Source organism: Actinoplanes sp. CA-142083 (genome assembly GCF_050942195.1).
Lineage (GTDB): Bacteria > Actinomycetota > Actinomycetes > Mycobacteriales > Micromonosporaceae > Actinoplanes.
This window is the reverse complement of sequence record NZ_CP192076.1, coordinates 4,561,183-4,586,192: the sequence shown is the minus strand read 5'-3', so window position 1 is coordinate 4,586,192 and position 25,010 is coordinate 4,561,183. Positions and strand designations below refer to the sequence as shown.

Sequence of the window (25,010 nt, the reverse complement as noted above, 5' to 3'; positions counted from 1 at the left end):
TTACGGGGGCGGCAGCCACCGGCCGGGGGATCGGGGTTCGCTCAACAACCGTGACATCCCCTAGCACCTTGATCCGCATGAAGCGAGAGTGGCGTTCGCCACCCTGCGGCAACCTGTGAGACACCGGGAGGTTACCGATCTTCGCCCGATCAGGGTCGTCCGGAAATCCGTGGGGATCCTCAAAAAGAGTTTAAGAATTCTTTAAGTGGACTTCTCGGCACACGGTGACGTGGCGTCAATTCCCGCCGACGATCCGTGCTCGCCCCGGTCGAGTTTGAACTGTTCGGCGGGGCCACACGTACTCTCCCGCGAACAACAGCACGCGGCCCGCGCGACCGCCGCGCCAACTCTCGGTCACCACACGGCCACGCGGCCCGGTGACGCGCTCACGAGGGTGCTGGCGCACGTCGCAAAAGCGTGGTTAACCTTCCACATCCACCGGATGGGAGGGGTCACCATCCGGGCCGGAAGGGGGAGGACGACGTTGGCGAGACCGGGGGGCATCATGCGGCACAGGGGCGAAGGACGGGCCCTCGATCGCCGCCTGCCCGCCCGCGGGGCCGCCGCATGAGCTTCGAGGACGACGAATACTGGGATGACGAATACTCCGAGTATTCCATCATGCCGAATACGGCGGTCGTTCAAGAACGCCAATACACGAAGCGGTCCGCGCCCGACCCGGTGATCCCCACCCGGCGCGGTGCGAATCCGCCGTCGGAAGAGAACCCCCCGGTCGACGAGCTGGCCGCCCGCCGGCAGCGACGTGCCGCAGGTAACAGCGCCCCGCCGCGCAAACCGCAGGGCCCGTTCGACTCGCAGCGCCCGAGCTGGCTGGACGATCCCGACTTCTCCCCTGTGGACACGTCTGTTCCGAATTTGGCGGGTTCGGGCTTCGAGGACGTCGACTTCAACCGCCCTGAGCTGGGCGCCGACTTCGACGCCCCCGACTTCCCGATCAGCAGCACCGGCGAGCCCGGCCGCCGCGACGACCGCTTCGGCGACTTCCAGGACGACATCGACGAGCCGTTCGACCACCGGGACCTCGAGGCGTACGGGCACGGGCCGCAGACCGAGACGCGCGTCGCGCCCGCCGAGGAGGCGACGCCCTCGAAGCCGGCCCGCAAGGGTTGGCTGCGGCGCAAGCAGGCCCAGGAGGACGAGGACCGCAAGCGCGACGCCGACAAGCGCGGCAAGAAGGGCCGCGGCGCCAAGGCCGACCCTCGCGCCGCCGATCCCCGCGCCGCCGACCCTCGCGCCGCCGACCCTCGCGCCGCCGACCCTCGCGCCGCCGACCCTCGCGCCGCCGACCCTCGCGCCGCCGACCCTCGCGCCGCCGACCCTCGCGCCGCCGACCCTCGCGCTACCGACCCCCGCGCTGCTGATCCTCGCCAGGCCCAGACCGATCCTCGCCTTGCCCCGCCGGGACGGGACCCCCGGGGTGGCCCGGGCACGGATCCTCGGGCGGCGCAGGCCGGACGGGTTGCCGATCCCCGCGCCGCGCAGGCCGGACGGGTTGCCGACCCGCGCGCGGCGCAGCCAGGGCAGGTCGCGGATCCTCGGAACGCTCCGCCCGGGCGTGGGACCGACCCGCGCGAGCGAGGCGCGGACCCGCGCGACGGCCGGGTGGCACGCGATGGTGACCCGCGTCGGGGACAGCCCGACGTGGAGCCGCGCGGGCGTGGCGCCGGGCGCGGACCCCGGGTGGCCGCGATGGTGCCCGACGAGCCCGGCAACCGGCCGGGACGTGGGACGGAGCCGCGCGATGGTGGGCCGGGACGTGGAGGTCCGGCCGACCAGTCCGGGTGGCGTGACGCGGAGCCCGCAGCCAGCGGGCGCGCGCGGGTGCCGGAGGCAAGGCCCGAGGATCCGATGGATCTGTACCGGCGCCCCGACGGAGGCCGCCGCGACGAACGGTGGGCTTCGGACGGCGACCAGCGCCGCGGACCCGACAGCGACCCGCGTCGGGCCTCTGATGGCGACCCGCGCCGGGGCATTGATGGCGACCCGCGTCGGGCGCCTGACGGCGACCAGCGATGGGCTTCGGACGGGGACCGCCGTCGTGGCCCCGGCGGCGACCAGAGGTGGGCCGCCCAGGGTGACCCGCGCTGGGCTCCCGACGGCGACCAGGGCTGGGCCTCCGACGGCGGCCAGCAGCGGTGGGACGACCAGGACCGCCGCCGCTCCGCCGACGAGCGTTCCCGTGGGGACGGTCGCGGCCCCGCCCGCGGCCGGCGCCCCATCGACGCCGAGCTCGACATCACCGACACCCGCATGCGGCGCCCCGGCGAGGGCCCCGACCCGCGCGGCCGCCGTTCCCGCGACGAGCTGGACACCACGGACCCGCGCATCCAGCGCCCGGTCGGCGACCCGCGCACCCGCCGCGGGGAGCCCGCGGCCTGGTCGGACACCCCCGACCAGCGCCGCCGCCCCGGCCGCATGGGCGAGCGCACCGCCTTCTGGGACCCGGACTCCCAGGACGACCTGGCCCCACGGCGCCCCTACCGCGGCGAGGAGTACGACCAGCGCCCCGAGCCCGACACCCGCCACCGCGGCCGCCCGCCGGTCCCCGCCACCGGCGAGCACGACCAGGGCTACCACCCGGTCGGCGGCACCGGCTGGAACGAGGACGACCCACGCGCCCGCCGCGACGCCCACGGCACCGAGGTGGCCTGGTCGGACAACTCCGGCTGGGACGACGACCGCGAGCGCGTCACCTCATGGGACATCGAGGGCGAGGCAACCTGGAACGACGAGCCCGCCGCCGAGCTCACCGACGGCCGCCCCGACCCCCGCCGTGCCGCAGCCGAGCAGGAGTCCGACCGCGCACGCCGGGCCACAGCCGATCGCGACGCCGACCCCGCGCGTCAGCGCACGGCCGATCTCTCCGATCAGCCCGCCGCCGAACTCTCGCGCCCGCCCACGGCCGACCCTTCGCGCCGGCCCGCCACCGAGCCGCAGCAGGACAACCAGCCGGACCGCGCCACTCCCCCGGTCGACCAGCCACGTCAGCCGGCGGCCGCCCAGCAGGACGCGCGCCCGGCCGGCGCGGAGCCCGAGCCGGACGACCGCGACGAGGACGGCAACGCCCCGCGGGTCATCAGCAAGGCCCCTCCGCCCACCCCGGCCCGGGTGATCAGCCGCGAGGAGCCACCACCGCCTCCGCGCGTCGTCAAGAAGGCCGAGCCCACCGCCACCCCCCGCGTGGTCGGCACGAACCCGGCCACCCCCGCCGCGCGCGTGGTCACCCCACCGCCAACCCCGGTCACCCCGGCCGCATCAGGCCCGCAGGCCCCACCGGCCCAGCACCCCGACCGCCTCGACCCGGCCGCGCTCCAACGCCGGCCCGGTTCGCCTTCGGAGACCGGCACCCGCTTGGGCGCGCCCCAGCAGCCCGGCTCCCCCGCCGCCACCGGCACCCGCCTCGGCGCGCCCCAGCAGCCCGGCTCCCCCGCCGCCACCGGCACCCGCCTCGGCGCGCCCCAGCAGCCCGGCTCCCCCACGGACACCGGCACCCGCCTCGGCGGCTCGCCCGGCGAATCGGACACGCGGCTCGGCATGCCGCAGCACGGCGGTTCACCTGCCGACACCGGCACCCGCCTCGGCGCGCGTAGGAGCCCCCGCACAGCGCACGTCATGCTCACCGAGGGCGACGGCCCGTGGTCGATGGTCCCGGACGACGCGCCACCCGCCGCCGAGCCGGTCACCGGCCTGTCGCGGCCGATGTCCCCCAATTTGCCGCGCCCCGGCATCGACCCGAACCGTCCCGTTAGCCCGGCCGCCGCTCCGCCGCACACCGCACCGGTCCCCCCTGCGGACATCCGGCCCCCGGTCCCCAGTGCGATCCCGCCCGGCGTCACGCAACCCGGCGCGATGCCCCCCGCCGCCATGCAACCCGGCGCGATGCCACCCGCCGCCCTGCAACCCGGCGCGATGCCACCCGCCGCCACACCGCCTGCCGCCATGCCGCCCGCAGCTTTCCATGGGCCAGGTCAGCAGCCCGCTCAGCAGGGCGGACATGCAGCCCCGCAGCAGCCGACGTGGCCCGCGGCCGTTCCGCCGGCGCCCGCTTACGGTCCGGGGCAGGCTGGCGTTCCGGCTACGCCGCCCGGTGCGGCGACTCCCGCGCCGCCTGCTTCTGCTGGGCAGGCTGCTTCCCCTGAGCAGGTTCCCGGAGCGTGGCCGGCGCCGCCGCAGGTGCCCGGCGCAGCCCAGCCGGGCCAGCCTGGCCACGACGCTGCCGCATCCGGCGCGAACGTGCCCGCTCCTCGCGGCGGGGTGCCCGCCGTGGGTGTCCCCGTCGTGCCGGCCGTACCCCGGCCGGGCGAACAGGCGCCGCCAATCGGCCGGCCGACATCGCTGGCGTCCGCTCCGGTCAGCGCGCCGTCCGGAGCTCGGCGGCCGCAGCCTCCGACGCCGCAGCAGCCCGCTGGACCTCCGCCCTATCCGCCACAGCAGGCCGTGCCGCCACAGCAGGGTGCGCCCACCCAACACGGCGCGCCCACCCAACACGGCGCGCCCACCCAACACGGCGCGCCCACCCAACACGGCGCGCCCACCCAACACGGCGCGCCCACCCAGCACGGTGCACCGACCCAGCCGCTCGCTCCGCCGCGGCAGGAGTGGCCGCCCCCGCAGGCTGCGCAGGCACCGGTTGTTGAGCAGCCGCCTTCGGGTGCGCCCGTTCGGCCTGTCAGCCCGGCGGCTCAGCGTGGTGCGCCGGTTGACCCTGGGATGCCTGTTGCCGGCCGTGGGCCTGGAGCGGCTGGTGGGGACGGGCGGAGCGTCGGAGTTCCGATGCAGCGGCCGTCCTCGGAGGGGCAGTCGGCCTCGCGCGCTGGGCAACAACCGCCGACCCAGCACGGCGACCCGACGCACCAAAGCGCGCCGACCCAGCAGAGCGGGCCGACTCGCCAGAGCGCGCCGACACACCAGGCCGAGCCGGCGCAGCACGGCAGGCCGACAGACCAGAGCGGGCCGGCGCAGCAAAACGGGCCGGCGGAGCAAAGGGAAACGGCGGAGCAAGCCGGACAGCCGACGCCCGCCGCGCAGCCGGCCGGGCAAAGCCGGCCGCCGACGCATGTCGCGCAGCTGGCGGCACGAAGCGGGCAATCCGCGACGGCCGCGCAGCCGGTGGAACAAGCCGGCCAGTCGGCTCAGGCCGCGCAGAACGGCGCGCAGGCGCCCACACAGGGCGCGGAGCGTCAAGGGCGACACGGTGCGCCGGAAGCGTCCGAAGGTGCCGCGCAGGCGGCCGCGGGTGAGGATCAGCGGCGTCGGGGAGCGCACGCGGCGCCGTACATGGATTCGGACGGCACGCTGCACAACCTCAAGCCGATCGCTCGTCTCACGGTGACCGGGCCGGATCAGGAGCCCCGGCGGTCGGGCGACACCGAGTTCGGTGGCATGTGGTTCGTCGCGCCCCAGAAGGACGATGAACCCGAGGGGGAAAGCGCGGAGGACCCGAACGCCGGGGACTCACTGGACGACGGCGTGGTGCTGGACCTCGACCTCTCGGGGCTGCTCAACGGGGCGGCAATCGGCACGGAAGACGCGAACAGGGCAAACAAGGCGAACGGCGAACCCGCCGACGCGGACGACGCGGCCGGTCCGGAGGCGAAGGCCGGGAACGTCGCCGGCAGCCGTACGGAAGAAGCAAAGCCGGACGCGGCGTCGGTGCGGGCCGAAATGGCCGAGCGGATGTCGGCGCAGGTCCCGGAGCAGGAACACGTCTACGAGGAGCCGCAGAAGCCGCCGGCGGTGCTGGCGGCGGCCGACCTCGACGCGATCCGGTGGCGGCTCGACGGCGGGACGCTACGCGAAGTCGTCGACAACAAGGACGCGCTTCGTGAGCTGGGCGAACGCCTCGACGGGCCGCTCGCCGACGAAGTCGACAACGTGGCCAAGGCAGGGCTGCTGAGCGTCCGGGCGGAGGTCTACCGCCTGCTCGGCGAGCTGGGCATGGCGGCCGCGGCCAGCCGGCTGGCGCTGGCGCACGCGGAGTCGGCGCGGGACGTGCAGTCGATGGTGATCGCGCAGGCCGAGCTGGCGCACATCCTCCGGTTGCGCGGGGACTTCACCGAGGCGGACCGGCTGTTCGCGAAGGCGGCCTCGGCCCGCGTGCCGGACGCGCTGCGCAGCGTGGTGCACGAGAACGCCGGGCGCTGCTGCTTCGACCAGGGGCGGCACATGGAGGCGCTCGACCACTTCGCGAAGGCGGTGCGGCTCGGGCGGCCGGACGACCAGGAGCTGGCCGAGCGGATCGGGGTCTGTCTCGAGGCCGTCTACATCCACGTGCTGCGCGACGGCTGGGGGCCTTACCCGCGTGAGCTGCCGGCCGAGAAGCCGGCGAAGCAGAACGACGCCTTCGACGAGGACACGGCAGAGCAGCGGGTCGTCAAGCCCCGGTGACGGTGACCGACGGGACCTGGTCGACGTTGTGGCGCGCGCCCGGCGGGTGGGCGATCGCCGTACGCCCCCGGCCGCCTTCCTTGGCCTCGTAGAGCGCCGCGTCGGACGCCGCGCCGAGCTCGACCGCGGTGCCGGCGTGGTCGGGCAGCACCGCGATGCCGATGCTCAGGCCGGGCGGCCCGCCGGGGAGCGTCGCGACCTCGGCGACCGCGGCGCGCACGTCGTCGGCGGCGCGGCGGGCGCCCATCCGGTCGGTGCGCATGAGCACCACGAACTCGTCGCCGCCAAGCCGGCCGACCACGTCGTCGCGGCCGGACGCCACCCGGCGCAGGGCGTCGGCGACCAGCCGAAGGGCCTGGTCGCCGACGCCGTGGCCCCACGTGTCGTTGATCTTCTTGAAGTGGTCGATGTCGAGGGTCATCAGGGCGATCGGCTCGCCGGTGCGGTGCGCCGACTCGACGGCCCGGGCGAGCTCGCCGTCGAAGCTGCGCCGGTTGGCCACGCCGGTGAGCGGATCCGCGTACGCCTGCGTCTCCAGCACCTCGCGCAGGCGCTCGTTGCGGCCCCGCAGGGAGGCGACGACTACCGCGGTCAGCATCATCGCGACGGTGAGCGACGCCCAGTCGGACAGGCCCACGGTGGCTCCGAGGATCGAGAACACAACCGCCGCGTTGCCGGCCGAGACCAGCGTGATCGTCAGGTAGTTGACGGCGCGGCTGAGGAAGTTCGCCGCGTACAGCACCGGCCACAGGTAGAAGAGCTGCGCGCCGGTGCTGGCGTCATGGGTCGCGAGGTTGAGCCCGGTGATCACGGCGATGCCGAAGAACGGCGCGAACAGCCAGGCCAGGTGCGGCACCCGCTCGGGACGCCAGCGGCAGAGCGCACCGGCGCCGAGGAACAGGAAGGTGAGCAGCACGAACACGGCGACGCTGCCGGGTGTCGGATGGTCGGGCAGGATCACGCCCGTGACCAGCATGAACGGCCCCGCACCCATCAACAGGTACGCGACCGAGCGAGATGCGCCCGCTTCGTCGCGTAGCTGATAGTGCACCCTGCCGCCTCCTCGTGTCGGTTAGACCTTCGGTTGCGGCGGCAAGCATCTGAGCAATTCAGACGTGCTCCGGCTCCTTCCTTTCCGAACGTTTCGGCGCGGCCATGGTCACGCCGAAACTGGCGAGCATGACCAGCAGCAGCGCCAGCACCTCGATGCCGGTCAGGCGCTGGCCGAGCAGCAGCAGGCCGGCGATCGCCGCGGCGGCCGGCTCGAGGCTCATCAGGATGCCGAAGACGCGGGTCGGGATGCGGCGCAGGGCGTTGATCTCGAGGCCGTAGGAGAGGACCGAGGAGAGCAGGGCCACGGCCGTGGCGCCGATCAGCAGGGCGGGGTCGACGATCACCGCGGAAGCGCCCTCGACGCCGAACGGAAGCACCAGCACGGCGGCGACCGCCAGCGAGATGGTCAGGCCGCCGGTGCCGGGCACGAGCCCGCCCAGCTTGGCGCTGAACACGATGTAGCCCGCCCAGCAGAGGCCGGCGACGAACGCGAGGATCAGGCCGCCGATCGGGGCGGCACCGCTGTTGGTCGTGCCGAGCAGCACGACGCCGGCCGCGGCGAGCAGCGCCCAGAACAGGTCGAGCAGGCGGCGGGTCTGCACGAGCGTGAGCAGCAGCGGGCCGAGGAACTCCACGGTGACCGCGATGCCCAGCGGGACGGTGCGCAGGGCGAGGTAGAAGATCAGATTCATCCCGGCCATGACGACGCCGAGCAGGGCGGCCGACCGCCAGGCGGCGGCCGACCAGCCCCGCAGGCGCGGCCGGGTGATGACCGCGATCACCAGGGCGGCGATCGCGAGCCGGAGCAGGGTCACCCCGGCCGCGCCCAGGTCGTCGAAGAGCGTGCGCGCGATGGCGCTGCCGAACTGCACCGAGGTGATCGAGAGCAGCACGAGCAGTGGCGCTGGCACTTCAGGCCGTTTCATGTCCCCGAGTTTTCTGGTCGGTCCGTGGATGGCTTCCACGGACCTTCCTACTCGTGGGGTCCGACACTCTTTTGGTACCGGCGCCTGGTCCTACGGACGGCGCGGAGAACCCGAGCCCCTCCGGGCTATCCCTCGATACCGTTCACCGGCGGAACTTCCAGGGTGCGCTCCGAAGCCGTACCCCCGATGATGATCTTGCGTAGTGACGAGTTGTTGGTGGTGCTCAGCTCGGCCAGCCTGTTGGCCGGGTTGGCGAGCACCTGGACGTAGTACGTTCCGTTGGGCAGGTCGGTGATCTCGAACGACTGGCCCGGCCGATCCTGGCTGTAGGTGTCGCCGTTGCCGATGTCGAGCACCTCACGCACGGCCACGACGGTGTTCGCGCCGCACGAGGTCTCCAGCGAGGTGTTGTCCGGGCGCCACTTCGCGTTCGGCACGGTCAGGTCGACCGTGTCGGTGTTCGCGAGGCAGAACGCCTCCTTGCCGCTGCGCACGGCCAGCTTCTGGGTGGAGTCGAGCAGGTTGTACTGCGCGAAGTCGGTGAAGTGCCAATGCTTGTGGCCGACCCGATCGTCCCACTCCATGGTCCCGGCCTGCTTCGAACCGACCTGGTTGCCCTTGGCGTCGAAGAAGTACTGGTAGGCGTCCATCAGCTCGGTGCCGGAGCGGCGGAAGCCGTCGACCAGCAGCGGAGACGTGCCGCCGTTCCAGACGGTGGCGCCGAAGTTCACGTACCACTTGCTGTCCTCCTGCGACAGCGAGATGCCCCAGGCGGGCAGGGAACGCAGGTCCGGCTTGGGTCCGGCCGCCGGGGCGGCCTTCAGCGTCGCGGCCGGCCGTTTGGCCGGAGCACGCAGCGAGGGTACGTAGTCAGAAACCTGCTCCCCGTCCCGAGCGCTCCGTTTGACCGATTTGTCCGCCGACTTCAAGCCCATGTCGGCGTCGACCACGTCCACCGCGACGTGCACGGTGGCCTGGTCGGCCGGGATCCCGAACAACTGCTGATACCGGGAGCTCACCGTAGCGGTGGCCGTGTACTTGCCGGGCGCGAGATCGAACGACTCCCCGTCGCGGAAGTACGGCTGATCCGGCACGGCCGAGTCCCACCCCGCCTGGATACCCCATACCGCCCCGAGCGTGAACGGGTTGTACTCGCCGCCGCACTGCGTCGGGTACGGCGTCGTCGCCGGCGCGTCCGGCCGGGTCCGGGCCGAGCTCCACGAGTTGCCGCAGAACGACGTCGAGTACTGCTTGACCACGGCCCCCGAGGCGTCAGCGATGCTGATCGTGGTGAAGTCCTTGAGCCCGGTGAAGTCGGTGACCGTGCCCGCCGGCAGCGCCACCTTCTTCTTCTTGCCGTTCTGGGTGACGACCCGCTGGGCGGCGATCGGCTTGTCGTACCCGGTGCGGTTCGCCCAGATCTCGAACGGGTCCTTGCCGGCGATCACGTGCAGACCCAGGTCGAACGAGAGCCAGACCTCGCCGTCGTAGACGTATCGCTCCGCCGTGACCGCGTTGGTGGCGGCCACGAACGAGAGCGGCGGAGGGTTGGCGGCCGCCTGGGCGACTCCCACCCCGGTCGCGGTGACCACCAGCACGGCCACCGCCGCACCGCGGGCGAGCAGGCGTTTCTTCCGGTCCGTCATGAGTACCTTCCGGTCGGGCGACCGGATCGACACCGGTCGCTGCCGGACCATCCAATGCGGACACTTGTGAGATTCCTGTGAGGACTGCCCGCGTTGGCACGAAATCGGGACCATTTATTCGGATGAAGTGCGGACCGGCCGGGCATACGATGCGAGGCGCGGTGGGCGGCTCCCCGCGGTGCTTCCTTCTCACCCTCTTCCGGAAACTTAGCGTCGCCACTTCCCGCCCACCGCATCTCACGGGGAGGTTCCTTCGGCGTGGACACGCTGGCTGCTGTGCTGTTCCGGTGCACGGGCCGGGTCACGGTGGTGGGCACGGGCTCGCCACCGCCGGACGGGCCGGCGTGGGTTGCGGCGCTCGAGGCCGACCTCGCCGAGCGCGGCTGGCTCATGCGGTCCGACCTGCGGGCGGCCGCGGCGCGCCTGTCCCCCGCGGTGCGGGTGCGCTGGGCCGACTGGCTGCTGGCCACCGTCGACGAGCTTTCCGGCGCCGACCGGCCCATGCTTCCGCTCTACCGCGCGTTCCCCGATACGCCCCGCGACGTCGAAGCGGTCTACGTGCGGCGCCTGCTCGCCCATCTCTTCGCCGTGCCCGGCGCGCCGTGCGTGCTGTGCGGGCGCGAGGAGGGCGGCGAGCCTCTCGATCCCTGCGGCCACGTGGTCTGCCCGGCCTGCTTCCCGCCGGAGCAGTTCACCGGCTGCCCGGTCTGCGGCCGCCGGCTGAGCGCCGCGAACACGTACCTCACGATCGTCGAGCCGCCCGCCCGCGGTCCCCTGCGCACCGACCCGCCCGAGGTGCCGATGCGGCTGGCCGGCCTGGAGACGGCCCCGGTCACGGCCGGCGCCCAGCTGCGCGATCAGCTGGTCGCCCGTCCGCACGCGCTCAGCGAGACCGATCGCGACAACCTGCGTGCCCTGGTCGCCGCGACCGCACCGGGCCGGCTCGACTGGCTGCCACCGGTGGTGCCCGCCCGCGAGACCCTCGCGCTGCTCATCGCCGACGCGCTGCACGCCGCCGCGCTCACCCCGAGCTATCCGCAGGTCGTCGATTCCGCCCGCGCCCACTGGTCGACGGTGACCGACGCGGCGCGCACGCTGTGGTCCTACTCCGGCGGCGATCCGGGCCTGGTGCTGCCGCGCCGCGAGAGCGACGATCCGGCGCCGGGCGATCAGTGGCGTCCGCACGAGGAGCCGCGCGTGACGGTTCCGGTGCCGCGGGTCCGGGCCTTGCCGCGCCCGTTGCGGCGCGCGGTGCTCGCGCACATCGACGCCTGCGGCGCCGCACTGGCGGCGGAAGAGCTGCGTCGTCACGTCACGGTGTGGAAGCGATTGGGAGAGCGCCTTCATCCGTACGAGTGGACGCACACGTTCCCGGAGGCGGCGGTCGCTTTCGCGGCCCTTCGCGGGACACGCACGGCTCGCTCCGGGCCGCTGGGGGCCGCGATGGTGGCCGCGTGCGCACGGTCGCCACGCCACCTGCTCGTCGAGTCCTGCCCCGGCGACCGGATCGGCGTCCGCCTGCGCACCCACGCGTCGCTGGTGGAGCACGCCTTCGAACAGCGCGACGCGGCCGGCGCGGCCCAGCTGCTCACCGAACGCCCCGGCGACTTCTGGCGCCGCCTCGACCACCTGCTGCGCGCGGCCGGCGACGACCCCGAGGCACTGTCGGCGATCGCCGCGGCCGCCCGGCAGTCCGCGGCCCGGGTCGCCCCTGGCGTGCTCGCCGCGGCTTCCGCCGAGCTGGCCGGCCGTGCCGAGACGGCACAAGCGACGCCGGCCCAGCTGGCCGCCACGGCCCGCGCCCGCGCCGCCGCCCAGGCGCGCAAGAGCGGCCCGTTCGAGCCCGCCGCCTTCACCAGCTCCCTCGGCGCGGCCCTCGAGCGCGTGCGCGGCATCGCTTCCCCGCCCGCGCGGGAGGGCCACCCGCCCGCGCCCACTCCGCCCGCGCGCCTGGAGCCCTCCCGCGAGGGGCACGCGCATGCTTCCGATGAGCCGGGCGACGGCGGTCACGGGATCGTTGGCGGGCGGCCCGGGCCGGGTATGCCGCGGCGGGTGTTCTTCCCGCGCGGGAGCGTCGTCACCACCTGGACCGAGCCCGAGCGGCGCTCGCCCCTGCCGCCCGAGGCGATCCGGGAGATGCGGGAGCTCGTCGACCACGAGCTGAGCGGGCGGGCCGGGCGGCTCGAGCGCTTCGATGTGGCCGTCATCGACGCCGCGCTCGCGGAGGCACCCGCGCCGATGCGGGAGCGGGCCGGGTCGGCGCAGCTGGCCGGGTGGCCGCGCGGGAGCGTCCGGCGGCTGCCCGAGGTCGAGGTGCTGCGGCTCTTCCTGCACTGGGAGGAGCCGGCCAAGACGCGGGTCGACCTCGATCTGTCGTGCGCGTTCTTCGGCGAGCAGTGGGAGCGGGCCGGGCACTGCGACTACACGCAGCTGCGGTTCGCGGGCGACGCCGCCGTGCACTCGGGCGACTTCACGTCGGCGCCGGCGCCGCTGGGCGCCACCGAGTTCCTCGATCTCGACCTCGGGCTGCTCGCGGCCGAGGGCGTGCGCTTCCTGGTGCCGATGGTGCTCAGCTTCAACGCGGTGCCGTTCGAGCTGCTCACCGAGGCGTTCGCGGGGCTGATGCTGCCGTCGCGCCACGACGGGCGGTTCGATGCCGATCGCGTGGCGCAGCGCTACGACCTGCACGGCAACGCCCGCATGCACCTGCCGATGGTCATCGACCTGCGGACGCGCCGCCTGCTGTGGACCGACCTGATGCTGAACGGCCGCGGCTACGGCCACAGCGTCGACCGCCACGGCGACCAGCTGGCCCGCGCCGCCGCCGACCAGTGGGAGCACTTCCTCGGCGGTCACCGCCCCACCCTGTTCGACCTGATGGCCTGGCACGCGGCCGGCCGCGCCGACCGCGTCCTGATCGCCCACCCGGACGGCGCCTACACCGAGGTTGCCCCCGACGTATCCGCCATCCGCGCCGCCGCGTCAGCCCCCGAAGCCCCGCGAGCGGCGGGCGCCGCGGACGACCGCCCGACGGCTCCCGATCTCGCCGACCTGCGCGTCCTGGCCGGCGCGGCCGACGTCGGGCGCCTCGACGGCCTGAAGCCCGCTCCCGGCTCGGTCGCCCTGACCGTCACCGGCCTCCCTGGCGACCCTTGGACCCCGATGCACCCCTCCGACCTGCTTGGCTACCTCGCGCCGTAACGACCCCGGCGCACTGCCGAGCCGCCCTGCGCGCCACGACCCGGCGCACCTGCCGGGCGCGGTCGACCATCAGGGGTGGGGGCGGAACCATTCCGGCATCTCGCCCCGCCCGTCGACGACCTCGCCGACCAGCGGCTCCGGTCTGTCGGGAGCCGCGTGCCGACCGGCGGCCGGGTCGGGAGCGTTGCGCGGCCCAGGGGGCGGCCACGAACCTGGCTGCCGGTTCATGGCGGCGGCCGCGCTGTAGTTCCGGGCGTCCGCCCGCCGCAACGGGACCGGCACCGGCTCCGGAGGCGGCGGTGCGGCTTCCGGCTGCAGCGCCCGCGACCCCGACGGCCACAACCGTGGCGCCCGGCGGGCGGCCAGGTCCTCCGCCCATCCGAACAGCACCATCGCCAGCAGCGTCAGCGCCAGGGCCGTCCCGAGGTCGACCGCTCCCCCGGCGTCGCCGGCCAGGTCGTCCAGCGCCACGACCGTCAGCACCGGCCACACCGCCGCGATCGCGATGTTGTGCCACAGGTAGACCGTCACGGCGCGGGCGTTGAGCACGGTGACCAGGCTGTCCAGCGGCCGCACCCGGCCCAGCCACTCCATGCCGGGCTGCCAGCGCAGCGCCAGCAGGACGAACGCCAGCGACCACAGCGCCTGCGACTCGGACACGTCGTTGAGGTCCCAGGCGTCCTCGCCCTGGTGCCCGCCGAGCCAGTAGAGGGCCGCCGCCCCCATCGCCACCGCCAGCGGCACCACCACCCACGGCCGGAGCCGTTGCAGGCGGCCGTCGCGGTGGGCGAACCCGGCGATCCAGCACGCGCCGTAGGTGACGAAGTCCCACAGCGCCGCGTCGGCCGTGTCCGGCAGGGTCAGGCCTGTCACGTCGAGCACGGCCATCAGGGCCAGCGGCGCGGCCACGGCCGCCCACCCGACCCGCTTGTACAGGGCGTACAGGATCGGCGAGAGCAGGATGAACCACAGGTACGCCCGGATGTACCAGAGCGGCTCCCAGGCGTCGATCCCCGCGTCGCTGCCGGGCGGGTCGCCGACCGGCAGGATCCAGAACGCCAGCCTCGTGACGCTGAACGGGTGCTCGCCGTCGACCTCCTGCCGCCACCCGGCGACCAGCATGACCGGCACCACGACCAGGCCCAGCAGCCACAGCGGGGGCAGCAGCCGCCGCATGCGGGACGCGACCACCCGGCCGGCCGCGCGCTTCTCCAGCGACGCCGCGGTGAGCGAGCCGGCCAGCGCGAACATGACGCCCATGGCGGGCAGCAGGATCGACAGCCAGGGCCAGCCGAAGAGGTGGTAGACGATCACCCGGACGATCGCCGCGGCACGGAGCAGGTCCAGGTAGCGGTTGCGCACCGGGGAAACGTAGCGGCGGTGATCGGCGTGGCGGGACCGTCCGGGCGGTCGGCAAACAAGCCTCGCAGGCCTACCCCGAAGGGGTGAACTGTCCGGTTTGTCTGTGCGGCTGTGCGACGTTCGTGCTCCGCGCCGGTGACCTTGGCCGGGTTGTGACGTTGACCCCTGGCATAGCGGCGAACCGGAGCGGCCGGGCGCCCAGGGATCGACAGGGATGATTCGGTATGCGGAGGAAACGTCTGGCGGTGGTCGGGGTCGCGGCGTCGGCGCTGCTGCTCACCGGCGGCATCGCGGCCACGAGCGCCGGCGCCGAGGAGACGCCGGACGTGCCGGGCTGGCCGGGGTTCACGATGCCGAACTTCTTCGCCTGGCCCGGCTTCAGCGCAAGCGATGACGCCGGCGATGACACAAGCGACGACACGAGCGACGACACGAGCGACGACACGGGCAGCGATGACGACAGCTGGTCGGGCCCTGACGACTCGGCGTCTGACGACGCCGTCGACAGCGATGACCAAGCGGCCGACGACGACAACGACACCATTTCCCGTACGCATGAAGCGCCCGCCGCCGGAGTGAGGGCCGCACCTCAGAAAGCACGACCGAAGCCCGCGGCCGTGGCTCAGAGGCCGGCGCCGGTCCGCCGGCCCGCCCACGTCGACGCCCCCCGCGCGACCGGCGGCGGCCTGATCACCGCCGCGAAGCAGGACGTCAGCACGGCCGACGTCTCGGACAGCCCGAACGCGCCGGTGCAGCAGCAGATCCTCGCCCTGATCAACCAGAACCGCCGGCGGAGCGGCTGCGGTTCCCTCACGCTCGACCGGCGGCTCATCGACGCGGCCAACGAGCACGCCGCCGACATGGCCCGCCGCCGTTACTTCGCGCACGAGTCGCCGAACGGCGACGGCGCGGGCGACCGGGTGCGCGAGACCGGCTACCGGTGGAAGCGGTACGGCGAGAACATCGCGCGCGGCGTCGACAGCCCGTACGAGGTGGTCGACGGCTGGATGCACAGCCCCTCGCACCGGGAGAACATCCTGGACTGCCGGCTGCACCAGATGGGCATCGGCCTGGCCATCGCCCGTGATGACACGGCGTACTGGGTCCAGGACTTCGCGACACCCGCTACCTGATTTGTAACGAAGGTCCTCCTCAACTCGGCTGGGCGCGAACCGATTCTCATCCCGGATTCGCGCCACGGTCCTTCCCCGAGCACCGCGGCGAGCACGGTTGTGCTTCGATGTGCGAACACATGTCCTGGGGAGGACCAAGTTGCGAGTGAGACGGGTTTCCGCCCGCCTTGCCGGGGCCGCTTTGGCGACCCTGGTCGGCGGCGGTCTCGGCGCCATGGCGCTGTCGCCTTCCGGCGCCGGCGCCGCGGTGCGCACCGCCCCGGCGGCCAAGGTCGTGAGCACCACGGTGGTCACGAAGGCGGCGGCCGCGGGCTGTGCGACCGGTAAGTACCAGAAGCAGGTCGAGGGTTACCTCAAGAAGATCGGCGGCTACGGCGCCGTCACCGTCGACGGCAAGCAGTCCGCCGCCGACTGTGCGGCGATCAAGAAGTTCCAGGCCCGGTTCGGCATCAAGCCGGCCCAGGGCCTGGCCGGCCCGACGACGTACGACGTGGCCAAGCGGCTCGCGTCGACGAACACGGCGGCCTGCAAGGCCTCCAAGTCGGGTCTCACCTTCTGTGTCGACCTCACCCACCAGACCACGTGGGTGATGAAGAACGGCAAGGTGTACCTGAAGCCGACGGTCACCCGCACCGGGATGAAGGGCTACCGCACGCCGGCCGGCACCTTCAAGATCAACAAGCGGACCAAGAAGGAGTGGTCGGACCCGTACAAGGTCTGGCTGCCGTACTGGCAGAGGTTCATCGGTGGGCGCGGTTTCCACCAGACCACCACGTACATCCACGACAAGTGGCGCGGTTCGCACGGCTGTGTCAACCTGCTGCCGCAGGACGCCAAGGCGTACTACGGCCTCGGGAAGATCGGTTCCACGGTGAAGGTGTTCGGGCGCCGCCCGGGGACCTGATCCTGAAATGTTACTTGGCAGCGCCCGGGTCGTTCAGGCCCGGGCGTTGCTGTGTGCGTGCGTCGTCAGCACCTCGTGGCTGGGAAAATGGCGCTCGCTGCCGTCGCCGGTGATCAGGCGTAACCCGTCCCGGCCGAGCGTGTAGATCACGTCCCGGAACCGGCTGACGGTGTCGTCGTGGTGCACCACGGTCAGCTCGTCGGCTCGCTGCATTGCTACTCACGTCCTTCACGGTTCACTTGCCGATAGGGGTACGTGGGGGCCGCGGGGACGGTTCACTCAGCGTGTGCCAGGTCGTCAAGGGCCGAATCGGGATTTGACCGTTTTGTCCGGCCAGGTGTCAGGCGAACGACCCGATACATCGAGGCATAGAGTGGCGTGCGTGCTTCGCGAACCTCCGCGCACCACCGTCCGGCCCGCCCGCGCCCGGCTCCGGCCGGGCGTTCTCGCGCTCGGGATCGTTGCGCTGGTCTCGCTCACCGCGGCCTCCTGCGACGGCGACGACAAGAACATCACCACCGGTACGGCGAGCCGCGGCACCGTCGACGAGATCGTCGAGGCGCCGGGGTCGGTGACCGCCCGGGCCGCCGCCACGCTCAGCGCTCCCGCCGCCGGCACGCTGGCCTCCCTGCGCGTCGCGTCCGGCGACAAGGTGACCAAGGGTGACGTGGTGGCGGTGATCGACTCGCCGGCGCTCGAAGCGCGCCTGGATTCGGCCGCCAAAGCCCTCGACGCGTCGGAATCGGGCGGCACACCGTCCTTGAGCCTCGCCGGGTATACGTCCGTCCGGAAAGATACGGACAAGAAGGCGGCGGATGCCTTCGACGATGCCCGCGCCGCGGCCGGCAAGGTCACCGACCCCACCACCAAGGCGGTGCTGCTCAAGCAGGTCGACGCGGCCGAGAAGCAGTACGAGGCGGCCTCGACGGCGGCCGCTGCGGCCCTGCGCTCGGTGCAGCGCGGGGTGGCGTCGCTGGGCGAGGCGGTCGAGTCGCTCTCCACGGCACAACGGCTGCAGGCGAAACAGGCGTACGATCTCGCCGAATCGGCCGTGGACGCACTCACCTTGAGAGCGCCGATCGCCGGAACCGTGCAGCTGGGCGGGCCCGCCGCAGGCGGAAGCACGTCGTCGCTCAGCGACCTTCTCTCCTCCGGGAGCGCACCGGCCGCCGCCGCCGGACCATCCCTCCCGGGCGTCGACGAGGCCATCCCGCAGGGCGGCTACGTCGCGGCCGGCACCCCGGTCGCCACCATCGTCGACGTGAGCCGGCTCGGGCTGGTCGCCGAGGTCGACGAGACCGACGTGCTGCTGGTCGAGCCCGGGGTCGCCGCGACCGTCGAGCTGGACGCGGCGACCGGCGTCACCTACGACGCCACCGTACGGGCCGTCGACCTGCTGCCCACCACCTCGGCCCGCGGCGGCGTCTCCTACCGGGTGCGGCTCGATCTCGCCGGCGGCTCCCCCACCCCGCGCCCCGGCATGAGCGCGGTCGTGCGCCTGCAGGTCCGGCAGGCGGAGGACGCGGTGACCGTGCCGGCGTCCGCGATCGTCAACGCCGACGGGCAGGACACGGTGTGGGCGGTGCGCGACGGCCGGTACGAGCGCGTGCCGGTCAAGCTCGGCGTGCAGGGCGAGGACGTCGTGCAGGTGACCTCGGGCCTGCAGCCCGGCCAGCAGATCGTCGTCGGCGGCGCCGACCAGGTCAACGCCGGCGACAAGGCGTCATGACCTCCGCTGATGCGATCGTCGCCGTCGAGGTGACCCGCACCTACGAGCTCGACGGCGTCTCGGTGGAGGCGTTGCGCGGCGTGTCGCTGACCGTCTCGGCCGGCGACTACGTGGCCATCGTCGGCACCTCGGGCTCCGGGAAGTCGACGCTGATGCACCTGATGGGCGCGCTGGACCGCCCGACCAGCGGCCGGCTGCTCATCGGCGGCCGGGACGTGTCCACTCTGGGCGCCTCCGAGATGGCGCACCTGCGCAACACGACGATCGGGTTCGTGTTCCAGTCGTTCCACCTGCTGGCGCGGACGACGGCCCGGGACAACGTGGCGCTGCCGCTGGTCTATCGCGGGGTGGGCCGCCGGGAGCGCCGCGCCCGGGCCACGGCGATGCTGTCCCGGGTCGGCCTGGGACACCGCCTCGACCACCGTCCCAACCAGATGTCCGGCGGCGAGCAGCAGCGGGTCGCCATCGCCCGCGCGCTCGTCACCGACCCGACGGTGCTGCTGGCCGACGAGCCCACCGGCAACCTCGACTCGGCCACCGGCGAGTCGGTGCTGAGTCTGCTCGAGTCCCTCGAGGGCGTCGCCGTCGTCCTGGTGACCCACGACCGGGATGTGGCGGCCCGGGCGCGCCGCCAGATCACCATGCGAGACGGGCTGATCGTCGCATGAGGGTCGCCTCGTGAGGGTCGCCGAGGCGTGGCGGGTCGCCATCGACGCGCTGCGCGCCAACCGGCTGCGCAGCATCCTCACCATGCTCGGCGTCGTCATCGGCGTGGGCGCGGTCGTCGCGCTGGTCTCGATCGGCACCGGCACCAAGCGCCAGATCGAGCAGCAGGTCGAGGGCCTCGGCTCCAACCTGCTCATCGTCGTGCCCGGCCGCCTCGACCCCGGCGCCGCGCCCACCGCCTCCACGCTGACCATGGACGACGTGGACGCCGTCACCCGCGTGGTCGGCGACCGCTCCCGGGTGGCGGTCACCATCAGCTCCGGGGAGACCGTCCGCTCCGGGTCGCGTTCCGCCTACGCCAGCATGCAGGGCGTCCTCGAGACCACTCCGACGGTCTTCGTCCGGCACCTCGACCGCGGCCAGTACCTGACCCGCACCGACGTCACCACCGGCCGCCGCGTGGCCGTCCTCGGCGCCGGGATCGCCACCCAGCTCTTCGGCGACCGTGACCCGATCGGCCGCCAGATCACCATCGGCGGCGTCCGCTTCCGGGTGATCGGCACCTTCGAGAAGCTAGGGCAGAGCCTGGGCGTCGACCGGGACAGCGAGGTGCACGTCCCGGTCACCGCCGCCCAGCGCCTGCTCGGCACCGATCGCATCGACGGGCTGGCGATCCGCGCCCCCGACCGGGACACCATCGACGACCTGGGCGCCTCGGTGGTGGCGGCGCTGGTGAAACGCCACCCCGACACCGACTTCAGCGCCGTGACCCAGGAGCAGATCCTGGGCGTCCTGGGCGACATCCTGGGCGTGCTGACCGGGGTGCTGGCCGCGATCGCCGGCATCAGCCTGCTGGTCGGCGGCGTCGGCGTCTCCAACATCATGCTGGTGTCGGTCCGCGAGCGGACGAAGGAGATCGGCCTGCGCAAGGCGGTCGGCGCCCGCCCGCGCGACATCGGCATCCAGTTCCTGCTGGAAGCGGTGCTGCTGACGACGATCGGCGGCGTGCTGGGCATGGCCCTGGGCGTCACCGCCGCCCTGCTCGTCGATCGCCTGACCCCGGTGCCGGCCGCGATCACGTGGTGGTCGCTGGCGCTGGCCTTCGGCGTCTCCGCCGCCGTCGGCATCATCTTCGGCGTCGTCCCCGCCCAGCGCGCGGGCCGGCTCGATCCGGTCGTCGCCCTGCGCACCGAGTGATCCGGCTCAGCGGACCACCTCGAACACCTCGTCGAAGGTGACCCCGGCCCCCGTCGTGACACGCATCGTCGCGCGCGCGAAGACGCCGTTGCTCGGTGGATCGACCCGCTGCCAGCCGGTGATCTCGACTCTGGTCCCGAGCCCGACGGTGTGGTGGGCGTCCTGGTACGCGCCGAGGAAGTGGTGGTCCTCGGAGGTCGACGGCTCACCGCTCGGGCAGGGGCCGGCGGTGTTCACGTACTGCCCGGTCATCGTCTCGCTCAGGCCGCCGAGCTCCACCGTGAGCGACTCCGGGAACGGAAGCCCGTTCGCATCGTCGGTGAAGTAGAACGGCTCGGCCCTGATCCAGCCCGCCGTGGTGCCGGTGAGCTGATCGGCCAATCGCCCCTCGCACCAGGCGCCGCCCAGGGCGATGCCGCCGCCGACGTCGGTGAACTCGGCCTCCGCCTTCGTGTACGCGATGTCGCCTTCCCCGGCCATGGTCCCGTCGCCGCGGAACGGCTGGAGTTGCACCTCGCCCGACCCGCTCACGAGCACATGCTGCGTGACGGTGCCGTTCCGAGTGGGCTCGGAGTACGGATACGACCGGTCCAGGGACGCGGTGGCCCGGTAACGCAGCCGCGCCTCCGACCAGTCGGTCAGGTCGAACGTCCACTCACCAAGGTCCCAGTCGAATTGCTTGAGGACATCCACGATCGCGTCGGCGCAGGTGAGCGGACTCGCGCCGAGGAACACCCCGCCGCACAGGATGCTGTCCAGGAAGGTCTTGACGACGGTGCTCCCGTTCCGGGGATCGGCCGTGGCCTCGACGTTCACCGAGAACTCCTTCTCGACCGGATGCGCCCGGTCGCTGAGCTCGAAGCGCTGCATCCGGCCGCTTACCGGGAAGCTCGCCGTCCCGTCGTCGCCGGCGACCCGCTCGGTGGCCGGTGGGCATGTGTCCTGCGGGTCGATCTCGGTCGTGCCGCAATCGAAGAGCACGAGGGCGTCCTTCTCGATCAGACGGTCCGCGAAACCCCGCCGGCCCTGGATGCTGACCGCGACCCCGCCGGCCGCACCCGGGTTCGGCATGGTGGTGTTGTTGCCGGCCACCACGCCGAGCAGCGCCAGAAGACAGTTGAGCCCCTTGACGACCTCGGGGTCCAGGTCTCCGTAGTCGTAGCTGACCGTGACCACGACGCGCACGGTCTCGCCGTTGCGCCGCGAGCTCTTGGTGCGAACCAGCGGGCCGCCGCCGAGCAACTCCGCCTTCCCGGTGTGCGTCGCCATCGCGACGAACAGGCTGAGGATGGTGAGATTGCCGGTGGCGTACCCGGCGACGGTGCTGACCGTTCCGAAGTTGTCACGCAGGGCGATGACGTCCTCCACCAGCCCGGCGTTGCGGTAGTGACTGCTCAGGTGGTCGAGGAGGGTCTGGAACGGCCCCCGCCACTCGGCGACCCCGGGGATCCCCACGCCGGCCGCCAGCTTGCTGACGATCCAGATCGCCCACTGGCCGGCGTCGTCCTCGGCGCAGCCACCCGGTGGGTTCTGCAGCGCGGCGGCGAGCCGCCGCACGCCGGTCGGTCCGGCGGAGCGGCCGGCCGGCGGAAGCGGCGCGACGGCGAGGGAGGTGAGCGTGCCCGCCGAGACGAGCAGGACGGCGGTCGGAACCGTGATCGTGACGTCGGCGGCGGTGACGGCCGGGTCCACGAGGTCCGGGCGACCGGCCCGGCGACTCTCCTCCCGCACCAGGAGGGCGACCTGCCGCACCTCGCCGGAACCCTTGGTCAGGGCGTTGCGCAAAGAGCAGAGCAACAGGTCGCCGGCTGCGGCCGGGTCCAGGCCGTCGGTGCCGTCGGCGGTGAAGAACGTCATGATCTCGGACAGCTGGACCCGCGCGCGGGGGTCGGCGGCGGTCGCGGCCGTCCAGAGCTGCGCCCACGGCACCCCGACAGTGTCGTGCGGAGTGGTGATCGAGTGTTCCGTGCCGTTGACGACCGGGATCCCGGCCAGGGTGAACGCCCCGAGCAGTGCCGCCGCCCGCTGCGAATTCCGCACCTCGAAGGCATCGGCCAGGAGGACGGCGCGTTCCTCGGCCGTTCCCTCGGGGACCACCGGCGGCGGTGGATCGGGCAGCGCCGGCGGCGGAACCGGGAAGCTGTCGATCGTGGCCGGCTGGGCCGCCAGGTCCGGGCGCGGGCCGCGGGCTTCGCACCCGGCCAGGCCGGTGACCACGAGGAGGAGCGCGACAGCGCACCGCAGGAATCGCGACATGGCGCACCTACGAGCCGGGCTCGCTGGGCGTCGGCTCCGTCGTCTCCTCCGGCGGCGGCGTCGGCTCCGTCGTCTCCTCCGGCGGCGGCGTCGGCATCGAGGTCGTCGTCGGAGGCGGCGTGCAGACCTGCGGCGGCGGCGTGGTGGCATCGCACGCGTCCGGGCACGGCGGCGGCGTGGTGGCATCGCATGCGTCCGGGCACGGCGGCGGCGTGGACGGGGTCGGCGTAGCGCAGGTCTCCGGGCAGGACGAGCCGTCCCGCGTCACCGTCAGCTCGGCCACGGCGCTCTCCCCGCCCGGGCAGTGCAGGGTCAGTTGATAGGTCCCGGCCGCGGCCTCAGCGGGAACGCCGATCGTGGCGGTGAGCAGCCCGTACTGCGGATTCACCGGGACCGACCCGGTCAGCTCGGAGTCCACGGTGGCGACTTTCAGGTTGTCGTCGCAGGAGGCGCGCAGGCCCACCTGCTTGCCGGGCGCCGCCGCGCTGGGATTGACCTGAAGGTAGATGGCGGCCGCGCGGGTGGCCGGCAGCCCGGCCTCCGCGCCGCTGGTCGTCATGGCGAACAGGACCGCGCACGCCACCGCGAGCGGCAGGACGACGTACAGGGCCCGCGGGGCGCGCCACACGGACGGGGCACGGTGGTGGCCGGCCCGCCCATCGGCACGGTGTCTAGCTGTCATGGCGCTCTGCCTCACTTGTGGTCGCTGCCCGCATCGCTTCGACCAGTCCGGCCGGCGTGACGTCGGTGACCGGGATCCGGACGAGCCGGAGGTATTGAAGCGTCGCCCGGTCCGCCGCGACGCTGAGCAGCTTGATGTCGGGATACTCCGCGAGGAGATGGCTGGCGACACCCGCGGGCTCGCCGGCGCCGTACGCGGCCAGCACGACGAAGTCCGCGCCGAGATCGCGTACGGCCAGGAGCGTTTCGAGCGGCGAGCCGGCGGTGCCGGCGACCAGGTCGCCCGCAGCCTCGATCGCCTCCCGCAATGCGTCTCGCAGCGGCGGAGGGACGGCGAGGAGAACGCGGATCGTCATGATCACCGACCTGGGGAGCACTGCGAACGCCCACCACGCTAGGCAACCGTCCGGGTGTCCGGACCGACCCCGGGGATCCATCAGGGATACGCGGCGGGTACCGGTACCTCGGGGTCAGGGGATACCGGCGCGGTACCGGTCGGCGGCCTCGGCCCGCCGGTGCACCTGGTACTTCTCCAGGATGTGATGGACGTGGTTCTTGACCGTCCGCAGCTCGATGACGAGCCGGCGGGCGATCTGCTTGTTCGACAGGCCTTGGTCGACGAGCTCGAGCACCTCGCGCTCGCGCGGGGTCAGCGGGACGGCCGGTTCCGCCGGGCGTACCACCGGCCGCGATCGGGCGACGTGCCGCAGCAGTGACGCCGCTATGCACGGGGCATGCCGGGGCTCGCCCCAGGCCACCGTCTGGAGCAGCACGATCAGCTCGGCCAGCGGCTGCTCCCGGAACAGGAACCCGGAGGCGCCGGCCTCGGCACACGCGATGATCACTTCGTCGGCGTCGGTCATCGCCGTCACGACGACGGGCGCGACGGCGCTGAGCCGGCGTATGACCGGCAGGCTGTGGTGCATCGCCAGGTCGACCAGCACGGCCGTGGGCGCACCGTCAGCAGCCCGGCGCAGGGCGGTCTCCGGGTCGGACGCCGTGGACACGGCCTCGCACTCCGCGCGGCGGGCGAGCGCCTCGGCCAGCGCGGCCACGTGGATCGCGACGTCGCCAACCACGAGCACCCGCATGACGCCACCTTGCCTCACCGAGTCCGAAGGAGGTAATGATCCTACCTTCGGTGACCGCTCGGTTACACGGCGCTGTCGTTGATCGGCCCGAAAAGAAAAGCCCGAAGAGAAGTGGGAACCTGGAGCCGGGCCGCGGACATAACAGGGTATGGAGCCGGCGATGGACGAGAGCCTCCGGGACGTCGATTTGATGGCGCTCGCGGTGGAGGGGCGCGGGGACGCGTTCGGGCAGATCTTTCGCCGGCACGGGACCGTGGTCTACAACTACTGCTTTCGCCGGCTGGGCTCGTGGAGCGCGGCCGAGGACGCCACCTCGCTGGTGTTCCTCGAGATGTGGCGGCGGCGGGATCGGGCGGTCCACTTCGAGGGGTCGCTGGTGCCGTGGCTCCTCGGGGTGGCAAACAACGTGGTGCGTAACCTGCACCGCGCGCGGCGCCGCTACGACGCGGCGCTGTTCCGGATCCCGTCGCCCTCCTTCGAGCCGGATCCGGCCGACGACATCGCGCAGCGGCTCGACGACGAGAGCCGGATGCGTGAGGTCCTGCGCGAGCTGTCCCGGCTCAACCGCGGCGAGCAGGACGTAGTGGCCATGGTTCTGATGTCCGGCCTGTCGTACGCGGAAGCGGCGACCGCGCTGGACATCCCGATCGGCACGGTCCGGTCCCGGCTGGCCCGCGCCCGCAAGCGACTCGAGAACGCCTTCCCCTCGGGGCCGGCGCCGGTGCGGCTCTCCCCCGCGACGACGAAGGAGTGACCA

General features: G+C 73.1%; 16 protein-coding genes and 1 pseudogene. 8 read left to right on the top strand and 9 right to left on the bottom strand.

Annotation, left to right across the window (positions count from 1 at the left end):
* Window positions 1-567: 567 nt before the first annotated feature.
* On the top strand, window positions 568-6,408 hold the full coding sequence (locus tag ACQPZX_RS20990; protein WP_433383309.1) for a tetratricopeptide repeat protein: 5,841 nt from the start codon (window positions 568-570) through the stop codon (window positions 6,406-6,408).
* Here ACQPZX_RS20990 and ACQPZX_RS20985 read toward each other — a convergent pair.
* From ACQPZX_RS20985 to ACQPZX_RS20975, 3 genes are all read right to left on the bottom strand, one after another.
* The gene (locus ACQPZX_RS20985; protein WP_433383307.1) at window positions 6,395-7,459 is read right to left on the bottom strand and encodes a GGDEF domain-containing protein; all 1,065 of its coding nucleotides are present in this window, start codon (window positions 7,457-7,459) and stop codon (window positions 6,395-6,397) included. The two genes, ACQPZX_RS20990 and ACQPZX_RS20985, sit on opposite strands and share 14 nt — an antisense overlap.
* 58 nt (window positions 7,460-7,517) lie before the next feature.
* A complete protein-coding gene (locus ACQPZX_RS20980; RefSeq protein ID WP_433383305.1) occupies window positions 7,518-8,387 on the bottom strand; it encodes an EamA family transporter in 870 nt (289 codons plus the stop codon).
* Window positions 8,388-8,512: 125 nt separating this feature from the next.
* A complete protein-coding gene (locus ACQPZX_RS20975; protein WP_433383303.1) occupies window positions 8,513-10,033 on the bottom strand; it encodes a lysyl oxidase family protein in 1,521 nt (506 codons plus the stop codon).
* 258 nt (window positions 10,034-10,291) lie between these two features.
* On the opposite strand from ACQPZX_RS20975, the gene ACQPZX_RS20970 reads away from it, so the two are divergent.
* Window positions 10,292-13,234: an MXAN_6230/SCO0854 family RING domain-containing protein gene (locus tag ACQPZX_RS20970; RefSeq protein WP_433383301.1), complete on the top strand. Its 2,943-nt coding sequence runs from the start codon at window positions 10,292-10,294 to the stop codon at window positions 13,232-13,234.
* Between the two features lie 69 nt (window positions 13,235-13,303).
* Here ACQPZX_RS20970 and ACQPZX_RS20965 read toward each other — a convergent pair whose 3' ends face one another.
* Complete coding sequence (locus tag ACQPZX_RS20965; RefSeq protein ID WP_433383299.1) at window positions 13,304-14,596, bottom strand: acyltransferase family protein; 1,293 nt, start codon at window positions 14,594-14,596, stop codon at window positions 13,304-13,306.
* 224 nt (window positions 14,597-14,820) lie between these two features.
* Here ACQPZX_RS20965 and ACQPZX_RS20960 point away from each other — a divergent pair, with 224 nt between their 5' ends.
* Both ACQPZX_RS20960 and ACQPZX_RS20955 read left to right on the top strand, forming a co-directional pair.
* A complete protein-coding gene (locus ACQPZX_RS20960) occupies window positions 14,821-15,729 on the top strand; it encodes a CAP domain-containing protein (RefSeq protein ID WP_433383297.1) in 909 nt (302 codons plus the stop codon).
* 145 nt (window positions 15,730-15,874) lie between these two features.
* Window positions 15,875-16,633 carry a L,D-transpeptidase family protein gene (locus ACQPZX_RS20955; protein WP_433383295.1) on the top strand — a complete coding sequence of 253 codons (759 nt, stop codon included), beginning with the start codon at window positions 15,875-15,877 and terminating at the stop codon, window positions 16,631-16,633.
* A 33-nt stretch (window positions 16,634-16,666) separates the two neighbouring features.
* On the opposite strand, the gene ACQPZX_RS20950 is transcribed toward ACQPZX_RS20955, so the two are convergent.
* Window positions 16,667-16,846 carry a hypothetical protein gene (locus ACQPZX_RS20950; protein ID WP_433383293.1) on the bottom strand — a complete coding sequence of 60 codons (180 nt, stop codon included), beginning with the start codon at window positions 16,844-16,846 and terminating at the stop codon, window positions 16,667-16,669.
* A 169-nt stretch (window positions 16,847-17,015) separates the two neighbouring features.
* Between ACQPZX_RS20950 and ACQPZX_RS20945 the strand changes: the two genes are divergently transcribed.
* The 3 genes and pseudogenes from ACQPZX_RS20945 (at window position 17,016) to ACQPZX_RS20935 (ending at window position 20,225) form a co-directional block, all read left to right on the top strand.
* Complete coding sequence (locus ACQPZX_RS20945) at window positions 17,016-18,362, top strand: efflux RND transporter periplasmic adaptor subunit (RefSeq protein WP_433383291.1); 1,347 nt, start codon at window positions 17,016-17,018, stop codon at window positions 18,360-18,362.
* Window positions 18,359-19,027: pseudogene (locus ACQPZX_RS20940) on the top strand (ABC transporter ATP-binding protein); the annotation flags it as partial. The gene ACQPZX_RS20945 and the pseudogene ACQPZX_RS20940, both read left to right, overlap by 4 nt.
* A gap of 13 nt (window positions 19,028-19,040) precedes the next feature.
* Window positions 19,041-20,225, top strand: coding sequence for an ABC transporter permease (locus tag ACQPZX_RS20935; RefSeq protein ID WP_433383289.1), 1,185 nt, complete (start codon window positions 19,041-19,043; stop codon window positions 20,223-20,225).
* 6 nt (window positions 20,226-20,231) lie between these two features.
* Here the strand turns inward: ACQPZX_RS20935 and ACQPZX_RS20930 are convergent, their stop codons facing one another.
* From ACQPZX_RS20930 to ACQPZX_RS20915, 4 genes are all read right to left on the bottom strand, one after another.
* Window positions 20,232-22,481 carry a hypothetical protein gene (locus ACQPZX_RS20930; RefSeq protein ID WP_433383287.1) on the bottom strand — a complete coding sequence of 750 codons (2,250 nt, stop codon included), beginning with the start codon at window positions 22,479-22,481 and terminating at the stop codon, window positions 20,232-20,234.
* A gap of 7 nt (window positions 22,482-22,488) precedes the next feature.
* Entirely contained in the window at window positions 22,489-23,163 is a 675-nt protein-coding gene (locus ACQPZX_RS20925; RefSeq protein ID WP_433383285.1) for a hypothetical protein, read from the bottom strand.
* The gene (locus tag ACQPZX_RS20920) at window positions 23,153-23,518 is read right to left on the bottom strand and encodes a hypothetical protein (RefSeq protein WP_433383283.1); all 366 of its coding nucleotides are present in this window, start codon (window positions 23,516-23,518) and stop codon (window positions 23,153-23,155) included. Before ACQPZX_RS20920 ends, ACQPZX_RS20925 begins: the two co-directional genes overlap by 11 nt.
* 114 nt (window positions 23,519-23,632) lie before the next feature.
* The gene (locus tag ACQPZX_RS20915) at window positions 23,633-24,253 is read right to left on the bottom strand and encodes a LuxR C-terminal-related transcriptional regulator (protein WP_433383281.1); all 621 of its coding nucleotides are present in this window, start codon (window positions 24,251-24,253) and stop codon (window positions 23,633-23,635) included.
* A 160-nt stretch (window positions 24,254-24,413) separates the two neighbouring features.
* Here ACQPZX_RS20915 and ACQPZX_RS20910 point away from each other — a divergent pair, with 160 nt between their 5' ends.
* Complete coding sequence (locus ACQPZX_RS20910) at window positions 24,414-25,007, top strand: RNA polymerase sigma factor (RefSeq protein WP_433383279.1); 594 nt, start codon at window positions 24,414-24,416, stop codon at window positions 25,005-25,007.
* The last annotated feature ends 3 nt before the right edge of the window (window positions 25,008-25,010 follow it).